The organism is Acidovorax sp. FG60, from assembly GCF_057808995.1.
In genome coordinates this window covers 1-13,431 of the sequence record NZ_JBMDJC010000040.1, presented here as the reverse complement: position 1 = coordinate 13,431, position 13,431 = coordinate 1, and the positions used below count along the sequence as shown (strand labels likewise).

Genomic DNA, 13,431 nt, shown 5'->3' with positions numbered 1-13,431 from the left:
TACGCGGGTGAAGTCCAAAGAAAAACCACCGAGTCGCAAACTAACTGTTCCAGTACTGGAAACAATAGGCTGGGAACTTCGGTCGGGGATTTCGTAATGAGCGAGAAAATCGACTTGAAACAAGGTGATCTAGAGGAAAACCCGGCGGCTCATTTGGAACAGTGAGAATGCCCCGAAAGACATGCACGGCGCAGGAAGCGCCAGCCACTCCCCCAGCAAACCGCGCCCCTGCAGGGCCCGCAAATCGCTTGGACGGGCCGTCAAAAGCCCGCAGTGTCAACCCACTTTCTGGAGGCAACTCCGTGCGATCAGCCTCCTGCCCTGGAGGCTGCGCGCGCGATGTCTAGCGCAGCACCGGTGCGTCCGGCAATTCGTTGTGCCCGGGCGTATCGGGCAGGCGTGGAAAGTGCCGGGCAAGGCGCAACGACACGGCGTCGACGGCTTGTGCGAGGCCCTCTTCGTACTGCTCCTGGCGAAAGCGGGGAGCCATCAGCGCAATCACATCGCGCCATTCGTCCGCTGCCACATGCCGGGCAAGGCCCCGGTCGGCCACGATCTCTATCGCGTGTTCGGGCAGCAGCAGGTAGATCAAGACGCCGTTGTTGTGCTCGGTGTCCCACACGCGGTATTTGCTGAACAGCATGAGGGCGCGTTCGCGCGCGCTGGCGTTGCGGCGCAGGTAGCTCCAGGGCAGGCTGGCTTCTGCGACGATGCGGATCTGGCCCGTGTGCTGCTGCTCGCTGGCAGCCACCCGCGCGGCCAGGCGCTCCAGGGTGTCGCCGGGTAGCGCGCGGCGTGCCTGGGGCTCGCCCCAGCGATGGCGGGCCAGGCGCCAGAGGGCGGCCGGTAAGGTCGCTATGGAGGTGGTGGTGGTTGATCCTGGACCCATGTTCACCAGTCCCCCGAGGCGCCGCCGCCTCCAAAATCGCCACCGCCACCCGAGCTGAACCCGCCACTGTCGCTGCTGCTGCCACCGCCGCTCCAGCCTCCGCCGCCGACACCCGCGCCCCAGCCGCCGACCGCCGCACCGCCTCGACCACGCCGTCGGCTGCTGCCACCGCCAGTGCCGCCGAAGATCCAGGTGTAAAGCAGTGCGAGAAGGCCCGCGCCGCCCGCCACAATCAGGCTGGAGGTGACCACAAAGGCCAGCAAGCCCACACCGCCGCCCATGAGCAAGCCCCCGAGGCGGCTGCCAAAAATGCTGCGCATCACCGGTCCCGCCACCATCACGCCGAAAAACAAAAAGATGGCGAGGTCCGTCCAGTCGAATCCGTCGCGGCTGGTGTCGGGGCTGTGGGCTGCGGTGCCGCTGTTGCTCGCGGGTGCTGGCAACGCCTCACCGGCTATGCGTGCGGAGATCTGAGTGACGGCGTCACGCAGGCCGCCTGCATAGTCGCTTTGCTGGAACCGGGGCTTCATGGCGCCGTCGATGATGCGCGCCGCTGCAATGTCGGGGACGGCGCCTTCCAAGGCCTTGGCGACCTCGATGCGCATCTTGCGGTCGTTCTTGGCCACGATCACGAGCACGCCGTCACCCACGTCGCGGCGCCCGATCTTCCAGCTGTTGCCCACGCGGTTGGCGAACGATGCAATGTCTTCGGGAGCGGTGGTGGGCACCATCAGCACCACCACCTGCGCGCCCCGGGTCTGCTCCAGCGTTTGCAGCTGCGTCTCCAACGCGGCCTTGTCGGAGGCGCTCAGGGTCCCGGTCTGGTCGATGACGGGGCCAGTGAGCGCGGGCACGGGCAACAGGCCGCCGTCAGCATGCGCCCATGGGACTGCAAATGCTATCAATAATATAGCTAACAGCGCTTTATAGATAAGCGCTAGGGGCATATTTCGCTCAAACTCTCAGCGGTGAGGAGTGCCGTGTTCAAGGCTTGGGCTTGGACGCGGAGAAATCCACGGTGGGCGGCGCGGAGATCTGGGCTTCGTTGGCCACGGTGAAGCTGGGCTTGGGCGCATAGCTGAACGCCATGGCCGTCAGGTTGGTGGGGAAGCTGCGCGCGAGCACGTTGTATTCCTGCACCGTCTGGATGTAGCGGTTGCGCGCCACGGTGATGCGGTTCTCGGTGCCTTCCAGCGTCACGCGCAGGTCGCGAAAGCCCTGGTTGGCCTGCAGCGTGGGATAGCGCTCGGATACCACCATCAGCCGCGACAGCGCGCCCGACAACTCGCCCTGCGCCTGCTGGAACTTGTTGAACGCCTCAGGATTGTTCAGGGTTTCGGGCGTGACCTGGATCGAGGTGGCCTTGGCGCGCGCCTCGACCACGCGGGTCAGGGTTTCCTGCTCGAAGTTGGCCTCGCCCTTGACGGTGGCGACGATGTTGGGCACAAGGTCTGCGCGGCGCTGGTACTGGTTGAGGACCTCGCTCCACGCGGCCTTGGACTGCTCGTCCAGCCGCTGGAAGTCGTTGTAGCCGCAGCCGGTCAAGGCGCTCAGCGCCAGCAGGGCGGTCAGCAGGGCAAAAATGCGTTGGATCATGGTGGCTTCGCCAGGTGGAGTTCAGGGACAGTTTGGGGCACAGAGACAAGATGCCAAGGTGCCATCAACCGGCAGCTTGGCTGATTCTGCAACAAGTGCCGTCCCTGGTGCCACTTTCCGGGCGGGCCACAAGGCTTTGGGAGATGGCCGCACAATAGCAACCCGCACATGGCGGGCCGCGTGGCCGCCGCGCCACCTTCCATCCCAGACGCCTCACCAACCACCATGCCCCGTTCTCGCGCCAGCGCCGCCACCCTCGGAGGTTCCTCGGACGACACCGAAGCCGCGTTCTATGAGGCTTTGCAGCGGGGCGACATCGAGCTTTTGATGTCCTGCTGGGCAGAAGACGACGACATCATCTGCGTGCATCCCGGCGGGCCCCGGCTGCTGGGTGCTGGGGCGATTCGCGCGGCGTTCGAGGCGATGTTTTCGCACGGCACGGTGCGGGCGCGGCCGTTGCAGGTGCACCGTGTGGTGGCGCTGACAAGCGCTGTGCACAGCGTGGTCGAGCAGGTCGAGGTGATGCTGCCCGACGGCCTGCACCAGGCCGTGGTGCTGGCTACCAACGTCTATCACAAGACCCCGGAAGGCTGGCGCCTGGTGGCCCACCATGCGAGCCCCGGCGTCGCGCCCGATGCGCAGGTGGTGGACGCCCAGCGGCCCGTGCTGCACTGAGTGGTGGGGCCTTGAATCCAAGCCTTTTTTGGGTCTGGCGCTTGATAGGAAAGCGCAAATAGCTATGAAATATGTAGCGCCTCGATGGTTGCCCGGTGGACAGCTCCAGACCATCTGGCCAGCCCTGTATTCGCGCCGCGTGTTCGGCCCCCGCCCCGTGTACCGCCGAGAGCGCTGGGACACGCCGGACGGTGACTTTGTAGACGTGGATTTTCTGCTGGAGGAGGGGGCCACGGCGCCTGCGGCACTCCGGCCGCTGTTGGTGGTCTTCCATGGCCTGGAAGGCTCGTCGCGCAGCCATTACTGTGAGGCCTTTGCCGACTGGGCGCGCGAGCGCGGTTGGGCCTGCGCCTTGCCCCATTTCCGGGGTTGCAGTGGCGAGATCAACCGGGCGCCCCGCGCCTACCACTCCGGCGACCACGCAGAGATCGGCTGGATGCTGCAGCGCCTGCGTGCGTCGCACCAGGGCCCCTTGGTGGCCGTGGGGGTCTCGTTGGGCGGCAATGCGCTCTTGCGGTGGGCGGCCGAGGTGGGCCAAGACGCTGCGCGCAGCGCCGATGCCGTGGCGGCCGTGTGCTCGCCCATCGATCTGGCCGCAGGGGGGCACGCCATCGGGCGTGGCTTCAACCGACAGGTCTACACACGCATGTTCATGCGCACCCTGGTGCCCAAGGCGCTGCGCAAACTCGCGCAGCACCCCGGGTTGTTCGATCGCCAGGCACTGATGGCCGCGCGCGACCTGTATGCATTTGACAACGTGTTCACCGCGCCACTGCATGGCTTTCGGAACACCGAGGACTACTGGCAGCGGGCGTCGGCCAAGCCGTTGCTGCACCACATCCGAATTCCGGCCCTGGTGGTGAATGCGCGCAACGATCCGTTTGTCCCGGCCGCCAGCCTTCCGCTGCCGCACGAGGTGCGCAATGGGTTCGTCACGCTCTGGCAGCCGCCACACGGCGGCCACGTCGGGTTTGCCCATGGCCGCCTGCCGGGGCACGTGCGTGCCATGCCCGACGCGGTGGGCGGGTGGTTGGCGGAACACGCAGGGGCTGGGACGCTGGCGGGCGCACAATCGCCGCATGGATGACATCGTCAAACAGGCGCTGGCCAAGTGGCCCAACGTGCCCGACTGCTACGGCTGGCTGGGCCTGGACGCGCGTGGCCACTGGTACCTGCGCGATGACCAGGCCCAGGCAGCAGGGCCGTTTCCACGCAGCAAGGGGTCCTTGCTGCAGCATGAAAAGCTCATCGAATTCATCGCGCGCAATTACGAAGCCGATGGGCAGGGGCGATGGTTCTTTCAGAACGGGCCCCAGCGGGTGTATGTGGAGCTGGAGGCTACGCCCTGGATCTGGCGCATACAGTCCGATTTTTCGGTGGTGTCCCACACGGGCCGTGGCGCGGCGGTGCAGGACTGCCTGGTGGACGCGCAGGGCCATGTCTACCTGACGTCGGCGCTGGGCGTGGGCCTGGTGCATACGCTGGACGTGCCTCTGGTGGCCGAAGCCGTGGAAGCAGGGCGCTGGCTGCCGCAGGAAGTGCTGGCGGAAGAGTTGCCTGATCGCTACGGCTTTGTCATGAGCCCGCAGGGCCAGTGGGGTGCCCGCGAAACCCCTGGGTCACCGCGCATGGTGGATACAAAGCAATCCTGAAAAGCAAAAAAGCCGGTCCACTGAACCGGCTTTTTTTATGCCTGCATGCAATGCCCCAAAGGGTGCACCGCACATGCCGCAAGGGGAAGGCTTACTTGGCGGCGGCAGCCATGAACTCGACCGCTGCGCGCAGGTCGGCGTCTGACGCCTGGGCTGCACCGCCACGGGGAGGCATTGCGCCCTTGCCCTTGGCCACGCTGTTGTACAGCGCATCGATGCCGGCAGGCAGGCGGGCCGACCAGGCGGCCTTGTCACCAAACTTGGGAGCACCGGCTACGCCTGCAGCATGGCACACCTGGCAGGCCTGCTTGTACAGGGCTTCGCCTGCGCCCGCGGCGGCGGCCGCTGCCACCGGCGCGGCAGCGGCTGGCGCGGCTTCTGCGGCGGGGGCTGCTGCTGCCACCGGCGTGGCGGGGGCGGCGGGAGCGGCTTCTGCGGCTGCCGGAGCAGCACCAGCCGCAGCGGGTGCTGCAGGCTCGGCAAATTTGGCACCGGCAGCATTGGCCATGTAGGCCACGGCCCGTGCGATTTCGGTGTCGTTGAAGTCGCCGCCACCTTGTGGGGCCATCGCACCCTTGCCCTTCAGGGCGGATTGCACCAGCGTTTCAAAGCCGGTGGCGATGCGGGCCGTCCAGGCGCCAGCATCGGCGAATTTGGGAGCACCAGCGGCGCCGGTTGCATGGCAGGCGGCGCACTGGCCCTTGTACACCTCTTCGCCAGCACGGAGAGGGCGGTTGGCGTCACGGATCTCGACCATGCCCACCTTCTGGATGCGCTCGGCAATGGCTTTCTCAGGATTGACGGCACCAGCGGCAGGCTTGTCTGCCGACGTGACGTACAGGACCAAGCCAATGATGGCAAAGATCGGAATCACAAACGAGAAAAGTACCGCGACCAGCAACTGCTTGGGGTTCTTGATCGGGCCGGTATGGGCTTCTTCGTGGTGGTTGTCGCTCATGACGTCCTCTGGTGTATCGGGGGCTTTGATGAAATCAACCTTAAATTATATCTGCGGGGCTGTTGCCTTCGGCTCAGGCCCGCGCGCGCCCTGTATCTCACCCCACACAGCCTGAGCCTGGCACGCGCCCGAAAACCATGGGGGCCGCGCCAAGCTTGCCGCCGCCTGCGTCAGGAAGGGTTGCCTGCTGCCGCTTCGGGTGCACCGCCGCCCAGGGCCTTGTACAGCGCCACCTGGTTTTGCAATTGGGCAAGTTTCACCTGCACCACAGCCTGTTGCGCCGTGAACAGCGAGCGCTGGGCGTCCAGCAGGTCCAGGTAGCTCGACACGCCATTGCGGTAGCGCAGATCAGACAGTTGCAGCCGGGCGGCCTCGGCCTGCGCCTGCAGCTGTTGCGCCTGCGCCTGCTCGCCCAGCGTGGCCTGGCCGGCCAGCGCGTCCGACACTTCGCGAAAGGCCGTCTGGATGGCTTTTTCGTATTGCGCGACGGCGATGCTGCGGCCCGCTTGGGCGCTTTCCAGGTTGGCCTGGTTGCGCCCCGCATCAAAGATGGGCAGCAGCAGGGAGGGCGCAATCGTGAACCCCCACGAGCCGCTCTTGAACAGGCCCGACAGCTCGCCGCTGGCGGTGCCTGCCTGCGCTGTGAGCGAGATGCGCGGGAAGAACGCGGCCCTGGCGGCGCCAATGTTGGCATTGGCAGCAATCAGCTGCTGCTCCGCCTGGCGGATGTCGGGGCGGCGGGTCAGTAGTTCGGATGGGAGCCCCGCCGGCAGCTGTGCCATGGCGGGGGCGGCTGCCAGTCTGCTGCCTGTGAGGCTGGCACGAATGTCATCGGGCAGGGCTTGTCCCAACAGCAACGCCAGGGCGTTTTCGTCGAGCGCGCGCTGGCGCTGCTGCTGGGCCAGCGTGGCCCGCGCCGCCTGGGTCAGTGACTCGGCCTGGCGAAAGTCCAGCTCCGAGGCCACGCCTGCATCGAGGCGCATCTTGGTCAATCGTATGGACTCCTCGCGCGAGGCGAGGGTCTGGCGCGACAGGTCCAGCAGTTCTTCATCGGCCAGAAGGTTCAACCAGCCGTTGGCTACGGCAGCCACGAGGCTGACCTGTGCGGCGTTGCGGCCTTCTTCGGTGGAGAGGTACTGGGCAAGGGCCTGTTCCTTGAGACTTGCAATGCGGCCAAAGAAGTCGATCTCCCAGGCCGAAACGGCCAGGCCCACGCTGAACGAGTTGGTCAGATCGCCGGACCCTGCGGCGGGCGCGCGGCTCGCGTTGGCGGCCAGGCCCACGCCGGGGTACAGGTCGGCCCTGCGCACCTGGAATGTGGCGCGGGCCTGCTCGATGTTGAGCACGGCCACGCGCAGGTCGCGGTTGTTGGCCAGGGCCACCTCGATGAGCTGGCGCAGCCGGGGCTCGGCAAAATAATCTTGCCAGGGCGCGGCAGTTGCAGTGCCTGGGGCTGCCGCGTCCGTGGTGGCATAGGTGGCCGGCACTGGCGCTGCAGGGCGCTCGTACGTGGGTATGAACGAACAGCCGGCCAGAAGCAGGGCCGCTGCCAGGGCGATGGCGGTAGTGCGTGGGTGATTAGTCATGGGTTCCAACTCCTGCTTCTTCTGCGTGGCGGCGGTTCATCTCCTGCTGGCGCGCGCTGCCCTTGAACAGACTGCGCACCACTACGAAGAACACGGGCACGAAGAACACGGCCAGCACCGTGCCGGTGATCATCCCGCCCAGCACGCCGGTGCCGATGGCGCGCTGGCTGGCCGAGCCGGCCCCCGACGCAATGGCCAGTGGCAACACCCCGAGGCCAAAGGCCATCGACGTCATAACGATGGGGCGGAACCGCAGGTGGGCCGCCGCCAGTGCCGACTCGATCACGCTCTTGCCCTGGGCTTGCAGGTCCTTCGCAAATTCGATGATCAAAATCGCGTTCTTGGCTGACAGCCCGATGATGGTGATCAGCCCCACCTGGAAGTACACGTCATTGGCATAGCCGCGCAGCAGGGTGGCCAGCAGCACACCCAGCACCCCCAGCGGCACCACGAGAATCACGGCCAGCGGAATCGACCAGCTCTCATACAACGCGGCCAGGCACAGGAATACGGCCAGGATGGCGAAGCTGTAGAGGATCAGCGACTGGGAGCCCGCCAGCTTTTCCTCGCGCGACTGGCCGGTCCATTCGAAGCCGAAGCCTGCAGGCAGCTGGCCGGCGAGTTTTTCCATCTCTGCCATCGCTGCGCCCGTGCTGAAACCAGGGGCCGGTGCGCCCGAGATGCGCATGGCGGGATAACCGTTGTAGCGCACCGTCTGCTGTGCGCCGTTGACCCAGCGCGTTGTGGCAAATGCGGAAAGTGGCACAGGTTTGCCCTGGCTGTTGGCGGCGTTGATCTTCAGCAGATCGTCCGGCTGCATGCGTGCAGGCGCATCGGCTTGCACCACCACACGCTGCAGGCGGCCCTGGTTCGGGAAGTCGTTTACATAGCTCGAACCCAGTGCCGTGGACAGTGCCGAGTTGATCGCATCAAACGGCACACCCAGCGCATTGGCCTTGTCGCGGTCGATATCGATCTGCAGCTGGGGTGCGTCTTCCAGTCCATCCGGGCGCACCTGGGTCAGCACCTTGCTTTGCGAGGCCATGCCCAGCAGCTGATTGCGTGCCTTCACCAATGCCTCGTGCCCGGCGCCTCCTCGGTCCTGCAGGCGGAATGTGAAGCCGCTGGCGTTGCCCAGTTCAGGAATGGGAGGAGGGCTCAGCGGGAAGATGAACGCGTCGCGGATGCCCATCAGCCCGCCAAAAGCGCGGTTGGCCACGTCTTGCGCAGACTGACCCGGGCCGTGGCGCTCGCTCCAGTCCTTCAGGGTCACAAAGGCGAGGGCCGCATTCTGGCCTTGGCCGGAAAAGCTGAAACCCAGCACACCCACCATGCTTTGAACTTCGGGCTGCTTGAGGATGAATTCCTCAACCTGTTGCATCACGGCCAGCGTGCGTTCCTGCGTCGCACCGGGGGGCAGTTGCACATTGACGATGATGTTGCCCTGGTCTTCGCTGGGCAGGAACGAGGTGGGCAAGCGCATGTACACCACGGTCACGGCGCCGATGATGGCGGCGTAAATGACGAGGTAGCGCGCGGCCCGCTTGAGCATGCGCGCAACAAAGCCTTCGTACCCCTTGGCCGTGCGTGAGAAGCTGCGGTTGAACCAGCCGAAAAAGCCGCGTTTTTCATGGTGGTGGCCGGCTTCTACGGGCTTGAGCAGCGTCGCGCACAGTGCCGGTGTGAGCGACAGCGCCATGAAGGCCGAGAAAGCGATGGATGCCACCATCACCGCCGAGAATTGGCGGTAGATGTTGCCGGTGGACCCGGCAAAGAAGGCCAAAGGTACGAACACCGAGATCAGCACCACGGTCACGCCGATGATGGCGCCCGAGATCTGGCGCATGGCCTTGCGGGTCGCCTCCAGTGGCGAAAGACCCTCCTCGCTCATGATGCGCTCGACGTTCTCCACCACCACGATGGCATCGTCCACCACGATGCCGATGACCAGCACCATGCCGAACATGGTCAGCACATTGATCGAGAAACCCAGCGCCAGCAGTGTGGCGAACGTACCCAGCAGTGCGATGGGCACCACGATGGTCGGGATGATGGTGTAGCGCCAGTTCTGCAGGAACAGGAACATCACCAGGAACACCAGCGCCACGGCTTCCAGCAGTGTCTTGGCCACCTGGGTGATGGAGATGTCCACGAAGCGCGAGCTGTCGTAGGGGATGCTCCAGCTCATGCCCTCGGGGAAGTAGCGGGAGAGTTCATCCATCTTGGTGCGCACGGCCTTGGCGGCTTCGAGGGCATTGCCGCTGGGGGACAGTTGGACGCCGATGCCTACGGCGGGCTTGCCGTTCAGGCGTGCAGCCGTGGCATAGGCCTGTCCGCCCAGCTCGACACGCGCCACGTCCTTGATGCGGACCGTGGAGCCATCGGTGTTGGCGCGCAGCACGATGTTGCCGAACTGCTCCACGCTGGAGAGCTGTCCGTTGACCACCACGGTGGCCGCGATGCCCTGGCCCGCCACATTGGGCAGGTCGCCGATGGTGCCGCTGGCTACCTGCGCGTTCTGCGCACGGATGGCGGCTGTGATCTCGGCCGCCGAGAGGTTGAAGCTCACCATCTTGGCCGGGTCGATCCAGATGCGCATGGCACGCTCGGTACCGAACAGCTGGGCTTGGCCAATGCCTTTCAGGCGCTGCAGTTCGGGCACCACGTTGCGCGATGCGTAGTCGCCCAGCGCCACCGTGTCCGTGGCCGGATTGGTGGACGAGAGCATGGTGAACAGCAGGAAGTTGGAGCGCGACTTGTCCACGCGCACGCCTTGCTGGGTCACGGCCGAGGGCAGGCGTGGCGTGGCTCGCGAGAGCCGGTTCTGCACATCGACCTGAGCCAGGTCGGCGTTGGTGCCGGGCTGGAAGCTCAGGGTGATGCTGCCGGAGCCATCGGCCTGCGCGACGGACTCCATGTAGATCAGCCCGGGTGAGCCGTTCATCTCGCGTTCAATCACCGACAGCACGCTGTCTTCGAGGGTTTGCGCAGAGGCGCCAGGGTAGGCCGCGTTGATGACGATGGACGGCGGCGCGACAGGGGGATACTGGGCGATCGGCAACTGCGTGATCGCCACCCCGCCCATCACCATGATGAACAAGGCAATCACCCATGCAAAGATGGGGCGGTCGATAAAGAACTTGGCCATGCTGGAATGCCCCTTATGGCTTCGATGCCGAAGCGGCCGATGCAGCAGGTGTGGCGGCCTGTGCCGAAGGCGCCCCCGGAGCTTGCCATGGAACGGGTTTTACGGGCGTGCCGGGAGGCAGCATCTGCAGCTTCTGGAAACCGTCCACCATGATCTTTTCCCCGGCCTTCAGCCCCTCAAGAACCACCCAACGGTTGTTTTGTGCGGCGCTGACCTTGATGGTGCGCTGGGACACCTTGCCGTCTTCGCCCACCACGCTCACGGTGTCGCCCTGCTGGGTGCGCGTGACAGCCTGCTGAGGCAGAGTGATGGCATTGCTGGCCTGGGCTTGCTCAATGCGCACGCGCAGGTAAAGGCCGGGCAACAGCTCGCCCTTGGGGTTGGGCACCTCGGCGCGCAGCGTGACCTGGCCCGTGGTGGCATCCACCGACAGGTCGGTGAACAGCAGCTTTCCTGTCTGGGCGTACTCCGAACCATCGCCCATCACGAGTTTGACACTGGCGGCCTCTGCGCTGCCTGCACGCTTGAACTGTCCACTTTCCATGGCCCGTCGCAACTGAAAGACGTCGCCGGCCGACTGGGTGAAGTTCACGTACACGGGGTCGATCTGCTGCACCACCGCCAGGGGGGTTGCTTCGCCTTGTCCCACGAGCGCACCTTCGGTAACCAGAGCCCGGCCGATGCGGCCCGAGATGGGCGAGGTCACACTGGCATAACCCAGGTTGATATCTGCCGTACGTACGGCAGCCCGGGCGGTGGCCACATCTGCCTGTGCCTGCTTTTCGGCAGCTTCGGCGTTCACAAAATCCTGTTTGCTGATGGCGTTGGCACTCACCAGCGGGCGGTAGCGTTCCACTTGAGCACTGGCCTGTGCGAGGTTGGCCTGGGCCTTGGCCAGGCCAGCGCGCGCGCTTTCCGATGCGGCGGCGTAGGGGGCGGGGTCAATGCGGAACAGCGACTGCCCTGCCTTCACATCACTGCCTTCCTTGAAAAGGCGCTGCTGCAGGATGCCTGCGGCGCGAGCACGTACTTGTGCAACCCGCGAGGCCTCCACACGCCCCGGCAATTCGGTGATCAAGCCGACATCGCCAGGCGTTGCCGTCACCACACCCACCTCAACAGGTGGCATTTGCGGCCCTCCAGCGGGTGCTTGGCCATCCGTCTTGCCACAAGAGGCGAGAAACAGTGTTGTTGCTGTCAGGGCAACCAGAGAGACAGCCCTGCGGGTGGGAAAGGCGCTAAAGGAGGGGGTTGCAGATGCATCACGCAGCATGGGAGTCCTTTTTGATGGGCGTCAAGGAATCGGGTTGTAGGGGATGGGCCGCTTGCCGAGGGCCCGACCAGGCCAGAGCCCGACAAAATAAGTGCGCGATTATACATACAGACATGAATGTATAATTGTGACGGCCGATGCCTTTGTGGATCGTATGGGTACGTAGTGTGTAGAACGAGGAGACAAATACCAATGGCGCGTCGAACCAAGGAAGATGCGGTTGCCACGCGCAACGGCTTGATTGATGCGGCGGAGCAGGTTTTTCGGGAGAAGGGGGTCTCACGCGCTTCGCTGAGTGATATTGCGCAGGCTGCGGGGGCTACGCGGGGAGCGATCTACTGGCACTTCAAGGACAAAGTGGATCTTTTCAATGCCATGATGGATCGGGTGACACTTCCGCTGGAGCAAGGCTATGGGGAGTTTGAGAGCAGTACCTGCCCAGACCCTGTGCAGCGATTACGCGCGGTGATGGCGCTCGTGCTGCGCGGCGTTGCCTCAGATGAGCGAACGCGCAGGGTTTTTGAGATTGCGCTCTACAAAGTAGAGTATGTGAGTGAGCTTGTGGGGGTGCGTGACCGCCATGTGGCTGCGTCGGAGGGTTTTACGCAGCAGCTGGCGCGTGATTTCGCGTTGGGGGCGCAGCACCAGGGGGTTGTCTTGCCGATGGCTCCGATCGAGGCGGCGATTGGTTTGCATGCCCTGTTCGATGGCTTGATTCGAAACTGGATCCTGAGCGAGGGTGGTTTTGATCTTGTGGGTGTTGGTGGTGCCTGCACCGATGCCTTTTTGTTGGGGCTGGGGCTCTCGCTGCCGGTGTCCTCGGGTGCCGAGGTTTGTAGTCTTCCTTCCTGATGTGCCATCCATTTCGTCGTTGTACGGGAGTCGGTTGTGATTGATTCCTTCGACGTGTGGTGGCGTGCGATAATGCGAAGTTGTGCCATTTCGGTCGTGCGGCTGTAGCTCAGTGGATAGAGTATTGGCCTCCGAAGCCAAGGGTCGTGGGTTCGATCCCCGCCAGCCGCACCATGGATTTGTATAGCTTTGCCTCCTGTCATGGACTTGGCGTGGTGGCTTGGCCTTATGAATTTCTCTGGACTGCAAAAAACTGGTGCTATAATTCGAAATTCTCCGGAGGGGTGCCCGAGTGGCTAAAGGGGGCAGACTGTAAATCTGTTGGCTTACGCCTACACTGGTTCGAATCCAGTCCCCTCCACCAGTGAATAGAAGTGATGAGGTTGGTGCTTGGTCTCGTTGTTTGCGGGGGCTGGGCGCGCAGAGGCTGTTGGTCGATGCGGGAGTAGTTCAATGGTAGAACCCTAGCCTTCCAAGCTAATGACGCGGGTTCGATTCCCGTCTCCCGCTCCATTGCTTGTTGTGCTGGTTTGTTGAGTTAGAGATTTTGATGTCGCGCGAGCGGTGTCAAGTTGCCCATGTGGCTCAGTGGTAGAGCACTCCCTTGGTAAGGGAGAGGTCGCGGGTCCGATTCCCGCCATGGGCACCACTTTCAGGTGCGTCCGATTCTGGTTGCGCCGAGATCCAGTTGTATTGGTATAGATTTTTTTCGGAGTCGGAAAAATGGCAAAAGGTAAGTTCGAGCGCACCAAGCCTCACGTCAACGTGGGCACAATCGGCCACGTGGACCATGGCAAGACGA

General features: G+C 64.3%; 11 protein-coding genes, 4 tRNA genes and 1 pseudogene. 9 read left to right on the top strand and 7 right to left on the bottom strand.

Features of this window, described 5'->3' with window-relative positions:
- Window positions 1–343 precede the first annotated feature (343 nt).
- The 3 genes from ACODS0_RS27570 to ACODS0_RS27560 are packed head-to-tail and all read right to left on the bottom strand — an operon-like array spanning window position 344 to window position 2,485.
- On the bottom strand, window positions 344–889 hold the full coding sequence (locus ACODS0_RS27570; protein WP_488838431.1) for a TPM domain-containing protein: 546 nt from the start codon (window positions 887–889) through the stop codon (window positions 344–346).
- Between the two features lie 2 nt (window positions 890–891).
- Entirely contained in the window at window positions 892–1,836 is a 945-nt protein-coding gene (locus tag ACODS0_RS27565; protein ID WP_228897615.1) for a TPM domain-containing protein, read from the bottom strand.
- Window positions 1,837–1,873: 37 nt separating this feature from the next.
- Window positions 1,874–2,485, bottom strand: coding sequence for a LemA family protein (locus tag ACODS0_RS27560; protein ID WP_370460100.1), 612 nt, complete (start codon window positions 2,483–2,485; stop codon window positions 1,874–1,876).
- Between the two features lie 225 nt (window positions 2,486–2,710).
- Here ACODS0_RS27560 and ACODS0_RS27555 point away from each other — a divergent pair, with 225 nt between their 5' ends.
- From ACODS0_RS27555 to ACODS0_RS27545, 3 genes are all read left to right on the top strand, one after another.
- The gene (locus ACODS0_RS27555) at window positions 2,711–3,160 is read left to right on the top strand and encodes a YybH family protein (RefSeq protein ID WP_431151605.1); all 450 of its coding nucleotides are present in this window, start codon (window positions 2,711–2,713) and stop codon (window positions 3,158–3,160) included.
- Between the two features lie 64 nt (window positions 3,161–3,224).
- A complete protein-coding gene (locus ACODS0_RS27550; RefSeq protein ID WP_488838428.1) occupies window positions 3,225–4,247 on the top strand; it encodes a YheT family hydrolase in 1,023 nt (340 codons plus the stop codon).
- On the top strand, window positions 4,240–4,812 hold the full coding sequence (locus ACODS0_RS27545) for a DUF2946 family protein (RefSeq protein ID WP_488838426.1): 573 nt from the start codon (window positions 4,240–4,242) through the stop codon (window positions 4,810–4,812). Before ACODS0_RS27550 ends, ACODS0_RS27545 begins: the two co-directional genes overlap by 8 nt.
- A 91-nt stretch (window positions 4,813–4,903) precedes the next feature.
- On the opposite strand, the gene ACODS0_RS27540 is transcribed toward ACODS0_RS27545, so the two are convergent.
- The 4 genes from ACODS0_RS27540 to ACODS0_RS27525 form a co-directional block, all read right to left on the bottom strand.
- A complete protein-coding gene (locus ACODS0_RS27540; RefSeq protein WP_121422021.1) occupies window positions 4,904–5,770 on the bottom strand; it encodes a c-type cytochrome in 867 nt (288 codons plus the stop codon).
- 170 nt (window positions 5,771–5,940) lie between these two features.
- The gene (locus ACODS0_RS27535) at window positions 5,941–7,356 is read right to left on the bottom strand and encodes an efflux transporter outer membrane subunit (RefSeq protein ID WP_488838424.1); all 1,416 of its coding nucleotides are present in this window, start codon (window positions 7,354–7,356) and stop codon (window positions 5,941–5,943) included.
- The gene (locus ACODS0_RS27530; protein ID WP_055401284.1) at window positions 7,349–10,504 is read right to left on the bottom strand and encodes an efflux RND transporter permease subunit; all 3,156 of its coding nucleotides are present in this window, start codon (window positions 10,502–10,504) and stop codon (window positions 7,349–7,351) included. Before ACODS0_RS27530 ends, ACODS0_RS27535 begins: the two co-directional genes overlap by 8 nt.
- Before the next feature lie 13 nt (window positions 10,505–10,517).
- On the bottom strand, window positions 10,518–11,777 hold the full coding sequence (locus tag ACODS0_RS27525) for an efflux RND transporter periplasmic adaptor subunit (protein ID WP_121422023.1): 1,260 nt from the start codon (window positions 11,775–11,777) through the stop codon (window positions 10,518–10,520).
- A 192-nt stretch (window positions 11,778–11,969) separates the two neighbouring features.
- Between ACODS0_RS27525 and ACODS0_RS27520 the strand changes: the two genes are divergently transcribed.
- The 6 genes and pseudogenes from ACODS0_RS27520 to ACODS0_RS27495 form a co-directional block, all read left to right on the top strand.
- Window positions 11,970–12,629 (top strand): TetR family transcriptional regulator, encoded by a 660-nt coding sequence (locus ACODS0_RS27520; RefSeq protein WP_121507808.1) that lies wholly within the window; start codon window positions 11,970–11,972, stop codon window positions 12,627–12,629.
- Between the two features lie 98 nt (window positions 12,630–12,727).
- Window positions 12,728–12,803, top strand: a tRNA-Arg gene (locus tag ACODS0_RS27515).
- Between the two features lie 104 nt (window positions 12,804–12,907).
- Window positions 12,908–12,993: transfer RNA gene (locus tag ACODS0_RS27510), tRNA-Tyr, on the top strand.
- A gap of 75 nt (window positions 12,994–13,068) precedes the next feature.
- Window positions 13,069–13,142: transfer RNA gene (locus ACODS0_RS27505), tRNA-Gly, on the top strand.
- A 61-nt stretch (window positions 13,143–13,203) separates the two neighbouring features.
- Window positions 13,204–13,278, top strand: a tRNA-Thr gene (locus ACODS0_RS27500).
- Between the two features lie 74 nt (window positions 13,279–13,352).
- Window positions 13,353–13,431, top strand: a pseudogene (locus ACODS0_RS27495) (GTP-binding protein); the annotation flags it as partial.